Raw genomic sequence first — 21,301 nt, forward strand, 5'->3', positions numbered from 1 at the left:
ACTCTTTAAAAATAAAAATATTAGTAGATATCTAATCATTTATAGCTATTTGCTATCTCTTTTGCAACTGTTAACATATTATTATGCCAGTCATCTGATAATGGATTAATAGCTACAACATTTGCACCAATACTATTTGAAATAGTTTTTGCACTACTTTGTGAAAATTGAGGTGACACAAAAACTATTTTTATATCATGTTTTTTTGCTTCTTCTACAAGTTCAACTAATTCATTTGGTTTTGGCTCTTTTCCTTCAACTTCTATAGAAATTTGTTCTATTTCATATCTCTTTGCAAAATATCCCCAAGATGGATGAAACACCATAAATGCTTTATCTTTGTATGGAGCTAAAATATTTTTGATTTCTGCATCTAAAGCATCTAATTCTTTTATAAATTCCTCATAATTAGCTTTAAAAAAATCACTATTTTGTGCATCAATTTTTATCATTGCTTCAAAAATATTTTTTGCTTGAATTTTTACAGATGCTGGGTCAAGCCAAATATGCGGATCTAATCCTGTATGTTCATGTTTATCTTTGTGTTTGTCTTCATGCTTATGTGAATGATTATGTCCTTCATGTTCATCTTCTTCCTCATGATGTGTATGTGCTACCATCTCTATTTTTTCTACCCCTATTGTTGTGTCAACAAAAAGAGTATTCTTTACATTTTGTTTAAATTTTTTAAGCCATACTTTTTCAAAAGGATCTCCAACTAAAAAATAAGCTTTTGAATTCATTAAAGATTTCATCTGAGATGGTTTTGGTTCATAATTATGTGGAGATGCCCCTGGCTTTACCATCACATTAATTTCATATTTATCTTTTACTATTTTTTCTACAAAATATTTCTGTGGAAGTATATTAACTGTTAACTCTGGCTTTGAAGCATATAGAAATGAAACCAAAGCTATAAATAAAAAAATTATTTTTTTCACTTTATTATCCTTTGTTTGCAACTAAGTTGCGATATTTTTTGTGATTTTAATTTAAAAATTCTTTGATGCAACTTAGTTGTAAAACTAAATTTAAAAAAAAATTGATATAATCTTAATATGAATAAAATAGATAATTTAACAAACCTTACGAATATTAAGCTAACAAGTGCTAGAAAATCTATACTTGAACTCTTGATTAAGTCAAATAAACCTCTATCTTATGAAGATATGAAAGATAATATTTCTATGGATAAAGCAACTTTTTATAGAAATATTACAATTTTTGAAGAAGAAAATATAATAAGTTCTTTCGAATCAAATGATAAAAAAAGATATTTTGAAATAAAAAGAGTTGCACACTCTCACTTCATCTGTTCTTCATGTTCAAAAATAGAATGTATTCATCAAGCAATAGAAATAAAACTTGAAAATCATCAAATAGATACTATCATCATTAAAGGCTTATGTTCAGATTGTTTAAAAAATTAATTTATAAAAATTTAAAAGAAATAAGTTAGAATAATTAACTTATTCAAAATTTAGGAAGGTATAAAATGTTGGAAACAATTGGTTTACCAATAATAGCTCTTTTGCCGTTTATTGGAGCACCTATAGTTGCCTATTTAGCAACTTACAACCGTCTTGCGGCCGCTTGGGGTGCTGGAATTATAACGGTTATGGCTTTTTCGGTACTTTTACTTTATATAAAGCTCCCCTTTGAAGGTATAACTACTATTCAATCGTGGACTTGGATTGAATCTATTGGATTACAATTTGCATTTAGACTAGATGGTCTTGGTCTATTATTTGCCTGTTTAATCCTAGGTATTGGACTTCTTGTAATTATTTATGCAAGATATTACATTAGTGCAAAAGATTGTATGGGTAGATTTTATTCATATTTACTTCTTTTTATGGGTTCAATGCTTGGTATTGTTTTATCTGAAAATATAATTCAATTAGTTGTATTTTGGGAATTAACTTCTCTTAGTTCTTTTTTATTAATTAGTTATTGGCAACATAAAAAAGAGGGTAGAGATGGTGCTAAAATGGCACTTACTATCACAGGAGCTGGTGGTCTTGCTATGCTTGCTGGAGTAATGTTACTTGGGCATATTGTTGGAAGTTACAATCTAAGTGAAATACTTGCAAATGGTGAACTTATCAAAAATCACACACTTTATACTCCTATTATTATTCTTATTTTACTTGGTGTATTTACAAAATCAGCACAATTTCCTTTCCATTTTTGGTTACCTCATGCAATGGCAGCACCAACTCCGGTATCTGCATACTTACACTCAGCAACAATGGTAAAAGCTGGAATATTCCTACTAGCAAGATTATATCCATCTTTAAGTGGAACAACAGAATGGATTGTTTTAGTTAGTTTTGCTGGTATGGCTACACTTTTAATTGGTGCTTTTACTGCTATGTTTAAACATGATTTAAAAGGTTTATTAGCATATTCAACAATAAGTCATTTAGGTTTAATCACTCTTTTATTTGGATTTTCAACTCCTCTTGCTGCTGTTGCTGCTATATTTCATATCATAAATCACGCAACTTTTAAAGCCTCACTTTTTATGGTTGCTGGAATTGTTGACCATGAAACAGGTACAAGAGATATGAGAAAATTAAGTGGTCTTTGGGCATTTATGCCTCATACAGCTACATTAGCTATGGTTGCAGCTTCAGCCATGGCTGGAGTTCCTTTATTAAATGGTTTTTTATCAAAAGAGATGTTTTTTGAAAGAGCTTTAGATGGAACGACTAGTTTTAGTTTACTAATTCCTATTTTAGCAACTATTGCTGGTATTTTTTCAGTTGCTTATTCTTTAAGATTTATACATGATGTGTTTTTTAATGGAAAAACAAAAGATTTACCTAAAACTCCTCATGAACCACCAAGATTTATGAAAATTCCTGTTGATTTATTGGTGATTATCTGTTTTGCTGTAGGAACTGTTCCTATGTTTACAGTTGCTCCTATGTTAGCAGTTGCAGTAATGGGTTCATTACAAACAGAATTACCACACTATTCGCTTGCTATTTGGCACGGATTTAATCTTCCATTAATTATGAGTATAATAGCTTTTGCTGGTGGTATTTTATTATATACACAAAGAAAGATAACTTTTGCTCTATATGAAAAATACTTAGAAAAAATTGATGCTAGAATTCCTTTTAATTTATTGATGAATTCAATTTTTGCACTTTCGCATAAAGTAACAGCTTCTTTTGATAAGAGTTCATTACAAAGTATGATAGCTTGGTTTATATGTGCCTCAATTATTATTGGCTTTTTTGGATTTACTTATGGAAATTCACCATTATTTGGAAATAGAGAATTTTTAAGTGTAGATTGGATTAGTATAATAGCGGCTGGAATTTTAATATTTGCAACTTTTGCAACAGCATTTTTACACCATAGAAGACTTTTATCTTTGATTACTATTGGAGTAGTTGGATTAATCGTGTCATTAATTTTTATTAAATTCTCAGCTCCTGATTTAGCATTAACTCAATTGAGTGTTGAAGTTGTAACTATTGTTTTAATTTTATTAGCATTATATTATTTACCTCAAACAACACCTAAAGAATCATCTAAATTAAGAATTAATAGAGATATTATAATTTCTGTTTTAGCTGCTATTGGGGTATTTGTGTTAACTTTAGCTGTATTAAGTAGAGAATATACAACTATTGGTCAATATTTCCTAGAAAATTCTGTAAGCGGTGGTGGTGGAACAAATGTTGTAAACGTTATTTTAGTTGACTTTAGAGGATTTGATACATTAGGTGAAATTACAGTTCTTGCAATTGCAGGACTTGGGATTTTTGCTATGCTTCAAGGACTTAAACTATACACACCAAAATATGATGAAAAAGGTTTTGCTTGGTCAAATGATATGCATCCTCCAATGATGCAAACAGTTACAAGACTAGTTTTACCTTTAATGCTAATGGTATCTGTTTATATTTTCCTAAGAGGTCATAACTTACCAGGTGGTGGATTTATAGCAGGACTTATTGCGGCCGTTGCTTTAATCGTTCAATATTTAGCAAATGGAATTGAATGGACAAAAGCAAAACTAAAATTTGAAAAAGAATCACTTATTGCTTATGGATTATTAGTAGCAACTCTAACAGGACTTGTATCTACTTTCTTAGGATATCCATTCTTAACATCAACATTTAGCCATTTACATTGGCCAGTTGTTGGAGAATTTGAAGTAGCAAGTGCTATTGCATTTGATCTTGGAGTATTCTTAGTTGTTGTTGGTTCTACTGTTTTAATATTAGTTCAGCTAGGACAATTAAGTAAAAATTCTCACTCATTTAGTGAAAAAATAAAAGATGAAGAAGGTAAAAACTAATGGAAATATTACTAGCTTTAATCATTGCAATTCTTACAGGTGTTGGTGTTTTTTTAACACTAAGAGCTAGAACTTATCCTGTAGTTTTAGGTTTAACTATGTTAGCTTACGCCGTTAACTTATTTTTATTTGTTATGGGAAGATTAAATATCAATATGGCTGCTATTATTCAAAATGATATAACAAACTATACAGACCCTATTCCTCAAGCTTTAGTTTTAACAGCAATAGTAATCAGTTTTGGAATGACTGCTTTTGTTATTGTTTTATCTCTTAAAGCTTATGGTGAAATGAATAGCGACCATGTTGATGGTAAAACTATTGAAACAAAAGGAGAAAATAAATGATGCATACTCCTATTTTAACAGTTCTTCTTCCTTTAATAGTAGGTTTCATTCTTTTAATTGTTAAAAGATATGGTTTAAAAACTCAACAAGTAATATCTTTATTAGCTGTTGCTACATTAATTTTTATCTCTATTTTTTCATTTATAAAAACTTCAACACAAGGTATACTTGTTTATAGTTTAGGAAACTGGGAAGCACCTTTTGGTATTGTTTTGGTTTTAGACCAATTTTCAATTTTAATGGTACTTATAACTTCTTTATTAGCTTTTGGAGCTTTATGGTATGCAATAAGTGAAGATATAGATAAAAAAGGTGCACATTTTCATCCTTTATATCAATTACAACTTTTTGGAATAAATGGAGCTTTTTTAACAGGAGATTTATTTAACCTTTTTGTTTTCTTTGAAATTTTACTACTTGCAAGTTATAGTTTATTACTTCATGGTCAAGGAGAAGGAAGAACAAAAGCAGGACTTCATTATGTAATACTAAATCTTGTAGGTTCAACTCTATTTTTATTTGCAGTTGGAACTTTATATGGAATATTAGGAACTTTAAATATCGCAGATATGGCTCAAAAAGTTGCAACTTTAAGTCCTGATAATGTTGGAGTTGTAGCTGCTGCTGGTCTTTTACTTTTAGTAGTGTTTGGATTAAAAGCTGCTATGTTCCCTCTATATTTATGGTTACCAAATGCTTATGGAAGAACAAGTGCTCCTATTGCTGCATTATTTGCAATTATGACAAAAGTTGGAATTTATTCAATTATAAGAGTTCATGGTACTATTTTTGGAGCAAATGCTCAAGAATTAGCTTTTTATCATACTCCTTGGGTTTTATATATTGGATTAATCACTCTTATTTTAGCAACTTTTGGAGTTTTAAGTGCAAAAGAGATTAGAAATCAAATAGCTTATTTAGTTTTAGTATCTGTTAGTATTCTTTTAGTAGCTATTGGAATTAACTCAAAAGAAGCATTAAGTGGAGCTATTTATTATATGATTCACTCTACACTTTTAGCTGGTGGATTCTTCTTAGTTGCAGATATTATATTAAAAGCAAGAACAAGTGGCTGTCTTGAAACACGAATGCCAATTTTTCAAAAAGCAATAATTATAGGAAGTTTATTTTTTGTATTTGCAATTGCATTAGCTGGACTTCCACCATTATCAGGTTTTTTTGGGAAAATTATGATTTTAAATGCTGCAATTGAACATAAACAAACAGCTTTAATTTTAACTACTATTTTAGTAAGTAGTTTACTTGTTATTGTGGCTTTAGCAAAAAGTGGAACAACTATATTTTATGATACAACACCAAATGTTCAATCAACACAATACAAGTTATCAAAATCAACTTTAGCATCTGTTTTTTACCTATTCGCTTTTGCTCCTATTTTAGTAATTTTTGCAAATCCAATGACGGAAATAACAAATCAAATAGCTACTAATCTATTTGATACAACAAACTATTTATCAACTGTGTTGAATCTAAACGCAAGGCCTTAATATGAAAAATAAAAATAGTTTTTTACCTCATCCAATTTTAAGTATTATTCTAGTTATTATTTGGTTATTGTTAAATAATACAGTAGCACCAGGACATATTGTTTTAGGAATATTTTTAGCTATATTAATACCTTGGTTTACTTCTAGTTTTTGGCAACAAAAAGTTTGTATTGGAAGTCCTTTAACATTTTTTAAATTCTCAATTATTGTAATTTATGATATTGTAGTTGCAAACTTAACTGTTGCAAAACAAGTTATTGGTTCAAATGATAATTTAAATCCAAAATTCTTCAATCTTCCTTTAGATATTAAACATCCTTTAGGTATTAGTACACTAGCAAGTACTATATCTTTAACACCAGGAACTGTTAGTTGTGATTTAAGTGAAGATAAAACGTACCTAATTATTCATGGTTTAGTTGTAGATGATGTAGAAGCAACTATCCAAGAGATTAAACAAAGATATGAAGTACCATTAATGGAGGTATTTAAACCATGCTAGAATTTGTATTACCAGTAGCTTTTACTATGGTTGCTATTGCAATGATTTTAAATATTTATAGATTAATCATTGGTCCAAGCGTTGCAGATAGAATATTATCTCTTGACACACTTTACATAAACTCTATAGCTTTATTGATAATTCTAAGTTTATATCTTGGAAATACTCTTTATTTTGAAGCAGCTTTATTGATTGCAGTTATGGGATTTGTTGGAACTGTTGCCCTTAGTAAATATTTACTTCGTGGCGATATTATGGAATAAAGGAGTTTTTATGTTTGAAATAATTATCTCAATACTTGTATTAATAGGGGCTGTTTTTACTCTTATTGGTTCTATTGGACTTGTAAAATTACCCGATTTTTTTACAAGGCTTCATGCACCAACAAAAGCTACTACTCTTGGTGTTGGAGCTATTTTATTAGCTTCAACTCTATATTTTACTTTTAAAACAGGAGATTTAAGTCTTCACGAAGTTCTAATTACCCTATTTTTATTTATAACAGCACCTGTAAGTGCTCACTTAATGGCTAAGTCAGCTATTCATATAAAAAATAATGAAGATAAAAAAAATAAATAACAAGTTTGAAAATAATTCAAACTTGTTATTTTAAATCTATATTTATCTTGGATATGAACAATTATTAATATCTAAACAAATTCCATTTATATATTCTGGACAATCTGTTGCTAACCATACAATAGCTTTCGCAACTTCTTCTGCTGTTGCAAATCTTCCTGTTGCAACTGTTTTTTTAAACTCTGCTTTTCTCTCTTCTGAGTTATCTTTTTGCATATCCGTTTCAGTTGGACTTGGAGCAACACAATTTACAGTTATTCCATGAGCGCCTAAAAGTTTCCCATATATTTTTGTAGCATTTATAAGTCCTGCTTTTGCAATTCCATACCAAATATCTGGATGACCTATTTGACCTGCAATTGAAGCTGTATTTACTATTCTTCCATATTTTTGTTTTTTCATATGTTTTGAAAAAATATTCATTAATTCAACCGGAGTATATAAATCTACATTCATAATATGCTCCCGTGCTTCTTTGGGATAATCATCATAACTATATTTTGGTTGCATATATCCAGCATTATTTATTAAAATATCAATATCGCCCACAACTTTTGCTAACTCATGTAATCCATCAATATTTGATAAATCGTACTCAATAGCTGTAACATTAGCAACTCCTACTATTGGACAATCACTAAAATCTCTTGCAACAATTATTATTTCATAACCAAATTCTAACATAGCTCTTGATACTGCTAATCCTATTCCTTTATTTCCACCTGTTATTAATACTCTTTTAGACATAACTTCTTTCTCCTTATATTTCTAATTTGATTATATGAATTCATAGATTTTAATCATCTTAATAAAATTTAATTTATGCTAGAATTTCTACAATCAAAATGCAGGAATCATATGATTTATAAAAATGAAAATCAACTTATAAATATTATTAAATTTACTCCCCCTGTTTTTATAATTACTATTTCTATAGTTATTACATTTTTTTTATATTTAGATAAACAAAATGAACTAGAAAAAGAGAAATTTTTTATTAAAAATGAATTTATAAAAAACAATAAAGAAACAGCTAAACAAGAAGTAGAGAATCTGTATAATTTTATTTCCAATTATCAAGAAAAAACAGAAGAAAAACTCAAAGAAAATATTAAAAATAGAGTATATGAAGCACATAGCATAGCAACTAGAATTTACAATGAGAATAAAAACTTAAAATCAAAAGATGAAATAAAAAAGATGATAAAAGATGCTTTAGTTGATATTAGATTCAACAATGGCAGTGGTTACTTTTTTATATATTCTTTTGATTATGAGTGTATTTTACTTCCAATTAATAGAAAATTAGAGGGCACAAGCTTTTATAATTTTAAAGAAGGGAAAGGAAAATATCTTACAAGAAATATTATTACACAATTAAAAAATGAAAAAGAAGGATTTTTATCTTGGTGGTTTAACAAACCTGATGATTTAGAAAATCAATATAAAAAAATAGGTTTTAATATGCTTTTTGAACCATATAATTGGTTTATTGGAACAGGTGAATATTTTGTTGACTTTGAAGAAATTATAAAAAAAGAGGTTTTAGACTACATTTCTAAACTAAATAAAGATAAAAACAACTATTTTTTTATTATTGATTACAACAAAAATACACTTTTACATTTAATTCCTGATTTAGTAAATAAACCTGCTATTGATGTAACAAATATTGAAAATCAGAAAATATTTGATGAAATGATTGAAATAGCAAAACAAGGAGAAGGATTTTTAACGTACAATCATAAGCCAATAAATAGTGATTCTTTTTCAACAAAAACAAGTTATATAAAAGGAATAAATAATTGGCAATGGGCCATTGGAAAAGGTTTTTATCAAGATGATGTAAATACTATTATTAATAATAACACCTTAATTTTAAATGATAAATTCCATAAAAAGGTAATAAATCTAATCTCTATAGCTTTAATATTAACTTCTTTATTACTAATTATTTCAATTTATGTTTCTAAAATTTTAGAAAAAAAATTTATTAATTATAAAAAAGAGATAAACAAATACATAGAAGAAAATAGTAAACAACAACATATACTTTCTCAACAATCAAAAATGGCTGCAATGGGTGAAATGATTGGAAATATTGCTCATCAATGGAGACAACCCCTTTCAGTTATAACAACTGTTGCAAGTGGTATGAAATTACAAAAAGAGTTTAATACTCTTGATGATAAAACATTTAATGAATCTATTGATAACATAACTAACTCTGCTCAATATTTATCAAAAACTATTGATGATTTTAGAAACTTTTTTAGAACTGATAAAAATGAATCTATTTTTAGTATAAACGAATGTTTATATAAAGTAATAAAACTAACAGATGCACAATTTAAAAATAATGAAATTATTTTTATAAAAAATTTAAAAGATTTCAATATTCTTGGTTTAGAAAATGAATTTATTCAAGCTTTAATAAATATTTTAAACAACGCAAAAGATGCTCTTTTAGAAAAAGATGGTCTTAGAATTATTATTATTAGTACTTATGAAGAAAACCATAAAGCCTTTATAAAAATAGAAGATAATGCAGGTGGAATTGATGAAAAAATAATAGACAAGATTTTTGAGCCTTATTTTACAACAAAACATCAATCAAAAGGTACGGGAATTGGACTTTATATGACTCAAAAAATCATAACTAAACATATGAATGGAACTATAGAAATTAAAAATAGTGAAATAACTTATCAAGAAATTACATATAAAGGAACAAAAGTTTCTATTGAACTTCCAATTAATTTATAAAGTTATGCTTTTTGCATAACTTTAATATTTTATTTTTCTAGCAAATGCTCATATTTTTTATCTGTTAAAAGTTTCATAAAAGCTACAAGAGCCTCAACTTTTCTATCATTTAAAGCTTTTGTTCTTAACTCTTCAAGAGAGATATTCTCTTTTACTTCTGGTTCGTCCCAAACTTTTTTTGTTTCTGGATTTATGGTTCTTTCTTTATTACTATACTTATCATAAAATTCAACTACAGTTTTTAAATCAGCAAATACACCATTATGCATATATGGAGCTGTAACTGCCACATTTCTTAATGTAGGAACTTTATATTTTCCTTTTTGAGATTCATCTGTTACATTTGGATTTGCTAAAAGTCCCTCGTCAATTGTTTTAACACCATTTTTTTCTCTTAAACTATGATTTGCAGGAGTTCCAATATTGTGATATTCGTAATTTGTAAAAGTTTCACCTTTTTTATCTTCACCTTTTAAAACATGACATTTTGCACAAGAGTTATTATTATTTGAGAAAAATATCGATTTTCCCAAATCCTCAAGTGGAGTCAAATCATATTCACCCTTTAAATGTCTATCATATTTTGAATCAAAAGGAGAGAACTCATCACTTCTTTCAAAAGATGCAATTGCTTTTGTCATAGCCTCGTAAGCTACTTCTTCATTTTGAAAAATATCTTTTCCGTATATTTTCTGAAAACTTTCAATATATAAACTATTTTCTTTTAATCTTTCTACTACTTCTTTTTTATCTTTCATCCCCATCTCTATTGGATTCAATGGAGGTCCACCAGCTTGTTCTTCTAATGTTGCTGCTCTTCCATCCCAAAACTGTCCTCCAATATACTTTTGTTTTTTCTCATCAAAATGAAAAGAAGGAGAAAATTTTGCATAAGATGCAGTTGGAGCTTGTCTATCTCCCAATGACTTCTCATCATCTCCTAGTGATGCCATTTTTGAAACACCATTTTCTCTTTCATCTACAAATCCTGTGTTTGGATTGTGACAAGTTGCACAACTTTGAGTTCTATTTTTAGATAAATTTTTATCAAAAAATAGAATCTGCCCTAACTCTTGCTCTTTTAAAATATCATTTGCATTTAAACTACTACTTAAAAATGCTAATAATATTGGTGTTAAAAGTTTTAAATTTCTCAAAATAATTTCTCCCTTTTTTTGCTAAATTAATAAATGGTCTTAATATCAAATCTTTTAATGAAACATAATCATTCATTTGCTCTTTTCTTAATCCAAATTTCAAAATTTTCACATCTTTTGATAAACAAAGTGTTCCAAATAATCTATCCCAAATAGAAATATATCCTCCATAATTCCTATTGAAATGTTTTTTATCATGATGAATCTGGTGCTGTTTTGGAGACATTAACCATTTTTCAATATATCTTCCATATGAAAAAGGCACATGAGAATGTCTAAGATTAGAACCAAACAATGAAAAAATAAATAAAAATATATTTACTCCTAAAACCATATAAATATCTATTTTTGCACCAAAAAAATAGATAAAAACACCTGTTACAAAACCAATACTTAAAGAGTATCTCAAACCGAATAAAAAATTTTCTACTGGATGAACTCTATAAAAAGTAATTGGTGTTAAAACTTTTGCACTGTGATGCACTTTATGAAACTCCCATAAAAATGGAATAGTATGTAAAAATCTATGAAGCCAATATCGTGTAAAATCGCTTACTACAAAAATTGATATTGTATAAAGTAAAATAATTGTTCCATATGAAAAAAAACTATTTTCATAATAATCAAACTGCTCATACAAAAATCTATTTACATATAAAGCTATAGTTTTTGCACCAATAATATAAGGAATTAATAAAAATATATTTATAAAATACGATAAAAAAAAGTAGTAATAATCCAATTTTGCACTTGGATGTAACCATAATTTTGATGATGTAATTACTCTACTATTTTTTTTACTTATATAAAAATATATAAATGCTAAAATTATTGAACTAAGTATATAAACCCAAAATAATCTCTTATTTGGGTTTATTAAATACTCAAATGCAAACAACTCATTCAATTATTAATCTCCATCTGCATCAAGAATTTTCCCTGTTATACTTAACTGTTGTATTAACGAAACATAATAAGCATTATGTAATTCATTTGCTAAAGTAAATAATTTATTTGCTTTTGTAAAGTCATCTTTAGGAAGAGTTTTTAACTCATTTTGCATTTCATTTATCTTATCAATTACCACTAAAAGCTCAATTGCAGCTCCTTTATCCAAAGCATAAGAAGCAAAATCATAATATTTGTGTTTTTTAACTATCTCATTATGCGCTTCTAAAATAGCTTCTATAGCAGCAAAAGAATTTTGACTTAAAAAATACTCTGCTCTATCATTTTTTGCATCGTTTTTAAATTTTGCAGAATTTCCACTTGCATTTCCAATTCTCCACTCTTTTAATCTATAAGAACTAGCAATCAAACCATTTATAACTAAAGCTGTTTCAAATTTTTCATCTTTATTTGGTTTTTCTAAATAGCCTTTATAAACACTATTAATATCTTCTAAATGCGAAATAATAGAATCTAAAATAACTATACTTAACTCTTTTTCTCTTTTTGAAATTTCTTTATCATTAAATAAAACATACTCTAAAGCATTTATAGTTTTATAAGAATTCTTAAAAAGTGCTGTTTTAACCTCATCGTTTGATTCAATTACTCTTTTCATTTGAGAACTTAAGTCCTCTTTTAAATTATTAAAAACATCTATATATCTTGGCGTATCTAAAAAATCTTCATCTAAATCACCAGCAAAATATAAAGCTTCTACTTTTTTCCAAGATTTCAAGAAATTTGTAAAATTCTCTTCATTCAACTCTTTTTGTAAAACTTTTGCATTATCTATACTATTTTGAACATTGATAATAGATACATTTTTCAAAATATTTAAAAACAATCTATCTTCTGCAAACAAAAATGTTGTACAAAATAAAACTAAAAACAAAATCTTTTTCATCATTATAATTCCTCTAAAAATTTAATTAATTTCTCTCTTTTCTCTTTTGGTAAATTCATATAGTTTTCTTTACTACTTTTTGCTTCACCACCATGCCATAAAATAGCCTCTTGAAAACTTCTAGCTCTTCCATCATGTAAAAGTCTAGGTTTCTCTTTGTTTATTTTTTCGTGAAGTGCCAATCCCCATAAAGGTGCTGTTCTAAACTCACTTTGAGATGCCATAAATTCAACTCTTCCATCTGCTAAATCTTCTCCCATATCATGTAATAAGAAATCAGAAAAAGGTGCGATTTTAAAGCCTTTTTTTGTATCAAAACTTGGAATATGACACTTTGAACATGAGATTGCTTCAAATAAAGCTAAGCCCTCATTATACTCTTTTGTATCTTTTGGAATATAAGCTTTTATATTTTTTAAATAATATGTAATTGCATCAAGTCTTTCATCGGGTAAATCTATGGCTTCTCTTGGTTTTACAGCTTCATTACACTCTTTTTGAGCTTGAGTACAATTTTCATTTGGGAAAAGAGAAGTTGTTAATCCCATATCATTTGATGCAGCACTTGCTACTTGTTCTTTTAAAAATACAACACTTGCTTTCCAAGTATATTTACCTAATTCTATCTGTTTAGTCAAAGTAGAATATACAAAATTTGCTCTTCCTGAAATTCCATCATTATTTGAATCAGATTCATCTACATTTGCTAAAATATCTTCATTTGATATTAAATCAATTAATCCCATACCATTTAACGTTGGTGCAATTCTATAAGAGATATTTACATCTTTATGCATAGGTCCATAATTTAAATTTGTTAGTTGATATTTTGGTTTTAATAGTATTTGTTTTTCACCATCGGGAAAAATAATCACTTTTTCTTCAAAATCAATTTTTATATTTCCCTCAAAATCAACATTTAAAGTACCATTTATTGCCAATTGATTTCCATAAACAGGTTCTGGTACAAAACCTTGATATTTAAGTAACTCTTGATGTTCTAAACTATCATTTGCTTTGATTGATAATCTAGCAACTAATGCTCTTGAAGTTATATTATCTTTTGAGATTAAAGTACCCCTTCCATTTTTTGGATGACATGAAACACAACTATTTGCATTAAAAAGTGGTCCTAATCCATCCCTTGCTGTTGTTGCACTGGGAGCTTCAACCCAAGGAACTGTAAAAAAACTTCTTCCTAAAATAAACTTATCATACTCTTCATCATTTAAATTTGAAATAGGAGTTAAAAGTAATGAACTATTTTTATTTGTTGATAAAATTTCATCACTATTACTAAAGGCAAAAAGCCCTGTAGCAAAAATTACTACAAGGCTTTTTATTAAAATTATTTTTTTCAAAAGTGAAAAATTATATTTTTGTTTCTTCTGCGTCTGTAACATCATCTGTACTTAAACTAATTCCATTTGCAGCTGCAACATTAACCATTTCATCACCTAGTTTTCTCATCTCATTTTTAAGTTTTACGATAACTTTTGATTGTTCATTGTCTGGTCTAATTTGATAATCAAAATGAGCTTTTGTTTTTGCAACTTCATCAATACTTTTAATTTTTGCTTCAATTGAAGCCATTAGTTTTTCAATTCTATCTTTTGTCTCTTTATCAACTGCATCAAATAAAGATTTTCCATATTTTTTACCATTATAAGTAGCTGTTAAAATATTTTTAAAACCTAAATAGTTAGCTTCTATATCCCTGTGTGTATTATCAGAAAAACAAGAGTGTTCATCTTCTTCACTTGGAGTTAAAACTGCAACTGCAATTCTTTCATTTGCAAGTTCTGATTTAATAAACACACCCATTCCAGCAATAATTTGTTTTAAAGCTTCTGTAGTTTCAATATTTTTTGAAGCATTATCACCTTTTAGAATTCCATTTAAAGCAGCTTGATATAAACCTTTTTCTCCATCAACTTTTTTCTCCCAAGCAGATGTTATTAAAGCTAAATCATTAACTAATTTATCAGTTGAAGCTTGTAAATAAGCTAATCTTCTTTTTGAATTTTTATCCGTAGTAAAATCAGAAAGTGGTCTTTGCCCTGCTGTCATTGCACCATTTGTTACAGCATCTGTCATAAAGTTTGAATAATCTTGATCTTGTCCCCATAATAAAAATTCAATTGCATGATAACCTGTTGATACATTTGCTTCTCCACCATTTTCATTTAAATCTGTAAGTGCATCAACTGTAATTTTTGTAACATCAACTTCTTTTGATTCTTCTCCACCTGGATTAAATTTCCCAACTGTATCAATAATATTTCCAGAAGTAGTTTTTCCTTCTGCATCAATTGTATAATCAATCATATTTTCATCAAGTGGCCAAGCATTTATTTGTCCCTCTAAAGCACCATAAGCTTCAGCAATCCAACCCTCTTCTGCATCAATTGGACCATTTGCAAGTCTAAAAATTTCTGTTTGACCATAAGATTCTCTTGATTGTAACCAAGCATTTTTTGAAGCATCAAAATTAGCTTGAGTAGGATTTTTTGCAAAAGCATCTATAGCTTTTTTTAAATTTTTTGCATCTTTTAAAGTATCACTATAATTTGCTAATGCTATATCACTATACGCTTGTAAAATAGATTTAGCTTGAGAAATTTCCATTTTTTTTACTTCATTATTTGTAGAAGCATTTGAACTTAATGCCACAGCTGTTACTAAAGATAAAGAAATCAACACTTTTTTTGTTAAATTCATAATTATTCCTTCTTAATTTTAATATTAATTATCATTTATGAATTAAATCAAATTTTTACTTGATTTTTTCTTAAATTGATAATTATTATCATATTTTATTCTCCTATTAAGTATATTTTTAAGTTATTAAATCTATACTACTTGCAAATAAACATAAAAGGAATTTTTTGAAATCTCTCTTATTACCATTTTTAAGTGCTTCTTTTCTTTTTGCTTCAAATATCTCTTTACAATATAAAGGTATAGAAGTTATTCATACTTATTTAAACAATCAACAAGAAAAGTTTACAATAGAACGAGAGATTGCAAAAGATTGTATAAATATTGGAATAAGCCCTGAATATTTTACTGAACAAAATATTAGAAATAATACTTCAAATAAATGTAAAAAAACTATTATTACAAGTACAGGGATTATTCAACCTTTATACATTAATGATAAAATAAAAACTGTTTCAGAACTTGAAGTATTAAACTTTATTTTAAATAAATCTTCAAAAGAACCTCAAAACTATGCTTTAGTTGATTCAAGAAAATCTTCATGGTTTAATCAAGCAACAATTCCTAGTGCTATAAATATTCCTTATGAAGATTTAAGATATGATGAAGATTTTAAAGAAGAGTTTTTTAAAGCTTATGAAAACTTAAATGCAAAAATTATTGATTTCGAAAAAAATATCTATGATTTTTCAAATGCAAAAACTATAATCTCTTTTTGCAATGGTTCATGGTGCCCTATTTCAACAAAAGCTATTGAATACTTAGTTAGTATTGGTTATCCAGCTGAAAAAATTATGTGGTACAGAGGTGGAATGGCTGAATGGACTGCTTTATCAATGACAGTTACAAAAGAGCTAAAAAATTGATTTTAAATTTTTTATAAGCTCTTTAGCTTTTTCATCTTCTAATTTATTCCCTAAAACTTCATCTAATTTTTCATTTATTTTATCTCTATTTTTTTCCAATTTTTTATCAATCTCTTGTTTTAATAAATCCTTAACATCTAAAGATATTTTTGGTTTATTCATTTCCCCTTCTAATTTAATAGAAAAATTACTATTTTTAATTTGTGTATCAAGTTTTGTATCAATTATATTTTTTTCAAAATCTAAAAAAGAATCTTTTATATTAATTTGAGTATTTTTACTTTTCATAATCAAATTTGATATTAATTGTTTATCATCTATATTACTGTTTATTTGCACACTTTCATAAAGTTCTTTTGTTAAATCAAATTTTGCTAATTGATTTATTATTTTTGAAAATTCACTCGGTAAAAAATGTCCATTTAAAAGAGTACCTACAAGATTCCCTTTTTTTGATAATAAATCATAATCTAAATTAAAATCTGCCTTAGAATTAAAAAATTCTGGTTGTATCAACATATAAGATAGATCTTTGATACTAGCATTAATTAATTTTGCTTTTAATTCACTATTTTGTAAATTAAAATTGAAGTCTCCTCCTAAAATATCTGATTTTCCATCTACAAAAAGTTCACTTTCATTTTTATGAATTTTTCCTAAAATTTTTGCTTCACCTCTTAATTTTACTTTAGTAAAATCTTTTATTTTTTCTAAAGATTCAATATCTACAAAATAATCACTATTAAAAGTGCTATCATTTAAATTATAAATACCATTTTGAATTTTCATTTCTGCAATATTTGAGAAGAAATCAATTTGAGAAACTATTTGATTAGAAATTAAAGAAGTATTTGATTCCAAATCAAATGTTATTACATCTTTTAATTCTTGACTAAATACAGCATTTACAACTTCATTTATTATTTTTGCATTACTAATCTTTGATTTAACGCTTCCATCTAAATTATTAGTTTCACTATTTTTTATGTCACCTTTTACACTTAAATCCCCTGTAACATAAATAGGTTCATTTAGCATATTTAAAAGTTTTTCAACTTTTGTATTCTCTACTTCAAAACTTATATTTTTAGCTATTTTATCGTTGATTTCAAATTTATATGAAGTATTACTATCTATAATATTTGATTTTCCATCTACAAAAAGAATAGAATCTTTAAATTCAACTCTACCATTTGTAGAAAATTCTCCATTTAATTTCTTTCCAATAATTCCTTCTAATCTATTTAAATTTTTAATATCAACTTTATAATCTGTATCTATATTTTTATTTTTTAAATCTATTGAAGTTTTTTCCATGAATAAATCAAACAATGAACTTATAAGTTCTGATTTAATTTCTACTTTATTCCCCAATAAAGAGGCATTAATATTTGCTTTAAAACTTACAGAAGAACTTATTTTTTGTTCAAACTCTTTATTTATAACTTCGTTATCCAATAATCCTTTTGTAATACTTGCTGTTAATAATCCATCTAAATTATCAATATCAATATTTCTTATATTTGCATTTATAGTTAAAAAACCTTTTGTATAAATAGGTTTATTTAATAAATTTAATAACTCTTCTATTTTTGCATTTTTTAAATCCAATTGAATATTATTTGGTTTAAAATCTATTAAATTTACATAATATTTAGTTTCACTATTTGCAATATTTGAAAAACCATGAACTACTGCTTCTTTTGAATCCCCTTTTAAAATACCATTTGTGAAAAGAGCTCCTTTAAACTCTTGATTTGTTAAATTTTTCAAAGTCGATAAATCATTTATCTTGATATCATAAACTAAATTAACACTTTTTTTTAAAATTGCTAAATCACCTGATACATTCATATAAGAATCATCATTTATTACAGCATTAAAATCTAATCTATTAAAAGTTAATCTAAAATTATTTATTTTTAATTTTACTTTTTCTTGCCCTTCGTTGACTTTATTTTCCAAATAAGATGAGATAATTCCATTACCATACTTTGTAAATGCTAAACTATAAATAATAGATAAAATAAGTAAAATTAATATCAATAAAGAAATAAATATTTTCTTCATAACTCATCCTTTTTCGTAATTTAAATTATTATAACAAATTGTAGATAAAAGATTTAATTATATTCTTTTAGCTATTTTTTAGCTTGATTTATTTATAATCTCGCCTATCAAAGTGTCAAGTAGGGATACGCAAGCCGAACAGACTTTGAATACAATATTTTTATAAGGATTTTAGAATGAAAAAAATCGTTCTTTTAATGCTAGCATTTGCTGGTTTCGCTTTCGCTAACGATGGTGATTCAATGATTAAAGCTTACTCTGTAGTAGCTGCTGGAATTGGATTAGGTCTTGCTGCACTTGGTGGTGCTATTGGTATGGGTAATACTGCTGCTGCAACTATTGCTGGTACTGCTAGAAACCCAGGTTTAGGTGGAAAGTTAATGACTACAATGTTCATTGCTATCGCACTTGTTGAAGCACAAGTTATTTATACACTTGTTATTGCTTTAATTGCATTATATGCAAATCCATTTTTAGGGTAATTTTTAAATCTACAGATTTAATAACTCATCTAAGGTCAAGAAGTTTTCTTCTTGACCTTTTTTAATTATGCGGATATGGTGGAATGGTAGACACGTGGGCTTGAGGTGCTCATGAGGAGACTCGTGCTGGTTCAAATCCAGTTATCCGCACCATTTCAAAGTTCTATTTTTTATCAACTTAAACTAACTATAAAAACAATATAATCAAAAAAACCAAGGACTTTTATGTTTAAAATATTCAAACCATTATTAATTATTTTTTTACTACAAAATATAATATACTCTCAAGAAATAGTAACAAGCCCTATAAAACTTATGTCTAAAGAAGTCTCTTCAAATACGGCAACGCCCATTGAACAATCAAATACTCAAGAGTTAAGTCAATCTATAGAAGAACAAATAGATAAACAAAATAGATTAGTTGAAGAAGTTATAAATAATATAAATAATGAATCATACTTAATAACTTTAGCAAATAAAGAACAATATGAGAATGATATAAATTTTTTAACAAATAGAATAAATGCAAATAAAATTCAAAAGAACTCTCTAGCTATTGCCAGAGATGAATTAAAAATCTTTTATTTAAAGCACAAAATAGAATACGAGCAGAATTTAAAAAGTATAATTATTGGAAAACAAGAGTTTAAAGATAAAAAATTCTTTGAAGATTTACTGCAAAGAAATATTAAATCATTAGAAGATTTTAAAATAGATGATTATACAGCACTTTATGAATCTGAGATAAAAAATGTAAACAATAAGATTTCTATGGAATTTATAGATAATTATATAGAAATTTATAATCAAAAACATACTCAACTATTTATTCTTCAATATTTATACTCAAATATAAAAAAATTTAGAGCATCAAATTTTTTTATAGATGAATTTAATTTAAAATACATAATCAATAAAATTGATTCCTTAAAAGGTATTTCTTTCGTATCTTCACTGACATCTTATCATCTAAATTTTTCAATAGGTGAGCTTTTTGTTGTACTTATGATAATAATATTTTTTAGATTATTGAATAGATATTTAATAGTAATTATTACAAGTTTTATATCAAAAATATTTATACAAAATAAAAATACAAGAGAAGAAGAAAGTATACTATTTAATTTAAAAGAGGCTATAAATTCTCCTTTAATTTATAGTTTATATCTTTTCTCGATACAACTTTCAATATTTATTATTGTAAAAGACCAAAATTTTATAAATGCAATTATGCCTTGGATAAATACTATTTATATCGCCCTTTTAACTTGGGCTGTTTATGCGATTTTAAATATTGCCATTAATATTTATGCACAGAATTTATTAGAAAAATATCAAAATGTAAGAAAAGAGATGATTGTTTTTATACTCAAAATCATCAAAGTTGTACTTATTATTCTTGTTATTTTATTTTTATTTACACAATTAGGTTTAGATGTAAAAGCTATTTTAGCTTCTTTGGGAGTTGGAGGTATTGCAATAGCACTTGCAGCGAAAGATACTCTTGCAAACTTTTTTGCTTCTTTAAATATTATGACAGATAACTCTTTTTCACAAGGTGACTGGATAAAAACAAGTGATTTTGAAGGAACTGTTGTTGATATTAGAATGAGAACTACAAGAATTAGAACTTTTGATAATGCTATGATTACTGTTCCTAATTCTCAAATTGCAAATGCTCATATTTTAAACTGGTCAAAAAGAATAATTGGAAGAAGAATTAAAATGAATATTTCTATTACTTATGAAAGTAAAATGGAAGATATTTTAAATCTAAAAAGAGATATTTATGATATGTTATCAAACCACCCAAAAATCGCAACTAATCAAAATATAAATATTTCTAGAACAAGAGCATTTGAAGCTATTAAAAGAGAAGATTTAGAGGGTATAAAAAATACATTATTGGTATTTATTGATGAATATTCAAGTTCATCTATAGATATCTTAGTTTATTGTTTTTCAAAAAGTCCAAATTGGGAAGATTGGCTTATTACAAAAGAAGAAGTGATTGTAGAAATATCAAAACTTGTAGAAAAAAATAATTGTGAATTTGCATATCCTGCACAAACTATTTTTCTAAAAAAAGAGAATGAGATGAAAAAAGAGATAGAAGAGATTTAAATT

Annotated in this window: 19 protein-coding genes and 1 tRNA gene; 12 read left to right on the top strand and 8 right to left on the bottom strand. The window is 26.7% G+C overall.

The window, feature by feature from the left end:
* Window positions 1–35 precede the first annotated feature (35 nt).
* The gene (locus AAQM_RS09490; RefSeq protein WP_129095890.1) at window positions 36–941 is read right to left on the bottom strand and encodes a metal ABC transporter solute-binding protein, Zn/Mn family; all 906 of its coding nucleotides are present in this window, start codon (window positions 939–941) and stop codon (window positions 36–38) included.
* A gap of 117 nt (window positions 942–1,058) precedes the next feature.
* Here AAQM_RS09490 and AAQM_RS09495 point away from each other — a divergent pair, with 117 nt between their 5' ends.
* The 7 genes from AAQM_RS09495 (at window position 1,059) to AAQM_RS09525 (ending at window position 7,257) form a co-directional block, all read left to right on the top strand.
* The gene (locus tag AAQM_RS09495; RefSeq protein WP_129095889.1) at window positions 1,059–1,430 is read left to right on the top strand and encodes a Fur family transcriptional regulator; all 372 of its coding nucleotides are present in this window, start codon (window positions 1,059–1,061) and stop codon (window positions 1,428–1,430) included.
* 65 nt (window positions 1,431–1,495) lie between these two features.
* Window positions 1,496–4,321: a monovalent cation/H+ antiporter subunit A gene (locus AAQM_RS09500; RefSeq protein ID WP_129095888.1), complete on the top strand. Its 2,826-nt coding sequence runs from the start codon at window positions 1,496–1,498 to the stop codon at window positions 4,319–4,321.
* A complete protein-coding gene (locus AAQM_RS09505) occupies window positions 4,321–4,668 on the top strand; it encodes a Na+/H+ antiporter subunit C (protein WP_129095887.1) in 348 nt (115 codons plus the stop codon). The genes AAQM_RS09500 and AAQM_RS09505 overlap by 1 nt, the downstream gene beginning before the upstream one ends.
* Entirely contained in the window at window positions 4,665–6,176 is a 1,512-nt protein-coding gene (locus tag AAQM_RS09510; RefSeq protein WP_129095886.1) for a monovalent cation/H+ antiporter subunit D, read from the top strand. Before AAQM_RS09505 ends, AAQM_RS09510 begins: the two co-directional genes overlap by 4 nt.
* Before the next feature lies 1 nt (window position 6,177).
* The gene (locus AAQM_RS09515) at window positions 6,178–6,678 is read left to right on the top strand and encodes a Na+/H+ antiporter subunit E (RefSeq protein ID WP_129095885.1); all 501 of its coding nucleotides are present in this window, start codon (window positions 6,178–6,180) and stop codon (window positions 6,676–6,678) included.
* The gene (locus tag AAQM_RS09520) at window positions 6,672–6,941 is read left to right on the top strand and encodes a K+/H+ antiporter subunit F (protein ID WP_129095884.1); all 270 of its coding nucleotides are present in this window, start codon (window positions 6,672–6,674) and stop codon (window positions 6,939–6,941) included. The genes AAQM_RS09515 and AAQM_RS09520 overlap by 7 nt, the downstream gene beginning before the upstream one ends.
* A gap of 10 nt (window positions 6,942–6,951) precedes the next feature.
* A complete protein-coding gene (locus AAQM_RS09525) occupies window positions 6,952–7,257 on the top strand; it encodes a Na+/H+ antiporter subunit G (RefSeq protein ID WP_129095883.1) in 306 nt (101 codons plus the stop codon).
* A 42-nt stretch (window positions 7,258–7,299) separates the two neighbouring features.
* On the opposite strand, the gene AAQM_RS09530 is transcribed toward AAQM_RS09525, so the two are convergent.
* Window positions 7,300–8,004: an SDR family NAD(P)-dependent oxidoreductase gene (locus AAQM_RS09530; RefSeq protein WP_129095882.1), complete on the bottom strand. Its 705-nt coding sequence runs from the start codon at window positions 8,002–8,004 to the stop codon at window positions 7,300–7,302.
* A gap of 111 nt (window positions 8,005–8,115) precedes the next feature.
* Between AAQM_RS09530 and AAQM_RS09535 the strand changes: the two genes are divergently transcribed.
* Window positions 8,116–10,023, top strand: a complete 1,908-nt coding sequence (locus AAQM_RS09535) for a sensor histidine kinase (RefSeq protein WP_164967070.1) — start codon at window positions 8,116–8,118, stop codon at window positions 10,021–10,023.
* 29 nt (window positions 10,024–10,052) lie between these two features.
* On the opposite strand, the gene AAQM_RS09540 is transcribed toward AAQM_RS09535, so the two are convergent.
* From AAQM_RS09540 to AAQM_RS09560, 5 genes are read right to left on the bottom strand one after another with little or no spacing between them, the layout of a single operon-like run.
* On the bottom strand, window positions 10,053–11,180 hold the full coding sequence (locus AAQM_RS09540) for a cytochrome-c peroxidase (RefSeq protein WP_129095880.1): 1,128 nt from the start codon (window positions 11,178–11,180) through the stop codon (window positions 10,053–10,055).
* Entirely contained in the window at window positions 11,131–12,087 is a 957-nt protein-coding gene (locus AAQM_RS09545; protein WP_129095879.1) for a sterol desaturase family protein, read from the bottom strand. Before AAQM_RS09545 ends, AAQM_RS09540 begins: the two co-directional genes overlap by 50 nt.
* Before the next feature lie 3 nt (window positions 12,088–12,090).
* Complete coding sequence (locus AAQM_RS09550; protein WP_129095878.1) at window positions 12,091–13,038, bottom strand: imelysin family protein; 948 nt, start codon at window positions 13,036–13,038, stop codon at window positions 12,091–12,093.
* Window positions 13,038–14,396 carry a di-heme oxidoreductase family protein gene (locus tag AAQM_RS09555; protein WP_228722693.1) on the bottom strand — a complete coding sequence of 453 codons (1,359 nt, stop codon included), beginning with the start codon at window positions 14,394–14,396 and terminating at the stop codon, window positions 13,038–13,040. Before AAQM_RS09555 ends, AAQM_RS09550 begins: the two co-directional genes overlap by 1 nt.
* Window positions 14,397–14,406: 10 nt before the next feature.
* On the bottom strand, window positions 14,407–15,756 hold the full coding sequence (locus AAQM_RS09560) for an imelysin family protein (RefSeq protein WP_171920707.1): 1,350 nt from the start codon (window positions 15,754–15,756) through the stop codon (window positions 14,407–14,409).
* A gap of 167 nt (window positions 15,757–15,923) precedes the next feature.
* Between AAQM_RS09560 and AAQM_RS09565 the strand changes: the two genes are divergently transcribed.
* Window positions 15,924–16,622, top strand: a complete 699-nt coding sequence (locus AAQM_RS09565) for a rhodanese-like domain-containing protein (RefSeq protein WP_164967069.1) — start codon at window positions 15,924–15,926, stop codon at window positions 16,620–16,622.
* Here the strand turns inward: AAQM_RS09565 and AAQM_RS09570 are convergent.
* On the bottom strand, window positions 16,611–18,692 hold the full coding sequence (locus AAQM_RS09570) for a hypothetical protein (RefSeq protein ID WP_129095874.1): 2,082 nt from the start codon (window positions 18,690–18,692) through the stop codon (window positions 16,611–16,613). The genes AAQM_RS09565 and AAQM_RS09570 overlap by 12 nt on opposite strands.
* Window positions 18,693–18,868: 176 nt before the next feature.
* Between AAQM_RS09570 and AAQM_RS09575 the strand changes: the two genes are divergently transcribed.
* From AAQM_RS09575 to AAQM_RS09585, 3 genes are all read left to right on the top strand, one after another.
* Entirely contained in the window at window positions 18,869–19,174 is a 306-nt protein-coding gene (locus AAQM_RS09575; RefSeq protein WP_128987077.1) for a F0F1 ATP synthase subunit C, read from the top strand.
* Between the two features lie 69 nt (window positions 19,175–19,243).
* Window positions 19,244–19,327, top strand: a tRNA-Leu gene (locus AAQM_RS09580).
* A 72-nt stretch (window positions 19,328–19,399) separates the two neighbouring features.
* Complete coding sequence (locus tag AAQM_RS09585; RefSeq protein ID WP_129095873.1) at window positions 19,400–21,298, top strand: mechanosensitive ion channel family protein; 1,899 nt, start codon at window positions 19,400–19,402, stop codon at window positions 21,296–21,298.
* The last annotated feature ends 3 nt before the right edge of the window (window positions 21,299–21,301 follow it).

It is taken from the genome of Arcobacter aquimarinus, assembly GCF_013177635.1.
Lineage (GTDB): Bacteria > Campylobacterota > Campylobacteria > Campylobacterales > Arcobacteraceae > Aliarcobacter > Aliarcobacter aquimarinus.

Bases quoted from the DNA above. Each gene is read 5' to 3' on its own strand.
- AAQM_RS09500 (WP_129095888.1), top strand. From the start codon at position 1,496: ATGTTGGAAACAATTGGTTTACCAATAATAGCTCTTTTGCCGTTTATT.
- AAQM_RS09535 (WP_164967070.1), top strand. From the start codon at position 8,116: ATGATTTATAAAAATGAAAATCAACTTATAAATATTATTAAATTTACT.
- AAQM_RS09530 (WP_129095882.1), bottom strand. From the start codon at position 8,004: ATGTCTAAAAGAGTATTAATAACAGGTGGAAATAAAGGAATAGGATTA.
- AAQM_RS09505 (WP_129095887.1), top strand. From the start codon at position 4,321: ATGGAAATATTACTAGCTTTAATCATTGCAATTCTTACAGGTGTTGGT.
- AAQM_RS09550 (WP_129095878.1), bottom strand. From the start codon at position 13,038: ATGATGAAAAAGATTTTGTTTTTAGTTTTATTTTGTACAACATTTTTG.
- AAQM_RS09525 (WP_129095883.1), top strand. From the start codon at position 6,952: ATGTTTGAAATAATTATCTCAATACTTGTATTAATAGGGGCTGTTTTT.
- AAQM_RS09515 (WP_129095885.1), top strand. From the start codon at position 6,178: ATGAAAAATAAAAATAGTTTTTTACCTCATCCAATTTTAAGTATTATT.
- AAQM_RS09560 (WP_171920707.1), bottom strand. From the start codon at position 15,756: ATGAATTTAACAAAAAAAGTGTTGATTTCTTTATCTTTAGTAACAGCT.
- AAQM_RS09575 (WP_128987077.1), top strand. From the start codon at position 18,869: ATGAAAAAAATCGTTCTTTTAATGCTAGCATTTGCTGGTTTCGCTTTC.
- AAQM_RS09570 (WP_129095874.1), bottom strand. From the start codon at position 18,692: ATGAAGAAAATATTTATTTCTTTATTGATATTAATTTTACTTATTTTA.
- AAQM_RS09510 (WP_129095886.1), top strand. From the start codon at position 4,665: ATGATGCATACTCCTATTTTAACAGTTCTTCTTCCTTTAATAGTAGGT.
- AAQM_RS09585 (WP_129095873.1), top strand. From the start codon at position 19,400: ATGTTTAAAATATTCAAACCATTATTAATTATTTTTTTACTACAAAAT.
- AAQM_RS09520 (WP_129095884.1), top strand. From the start codon at position 6,672: ATGCTAGAATTTGTATTACCAGTAGCTTTTACTATGGTTGCTATTGCA.
- AAQM_RS09495 (WP_129095889.1), top strand. From the start codon at position 1,059: ATGAATAAAATAGATAATTTAACAAACCTTACGAATATTAAGCTAACA.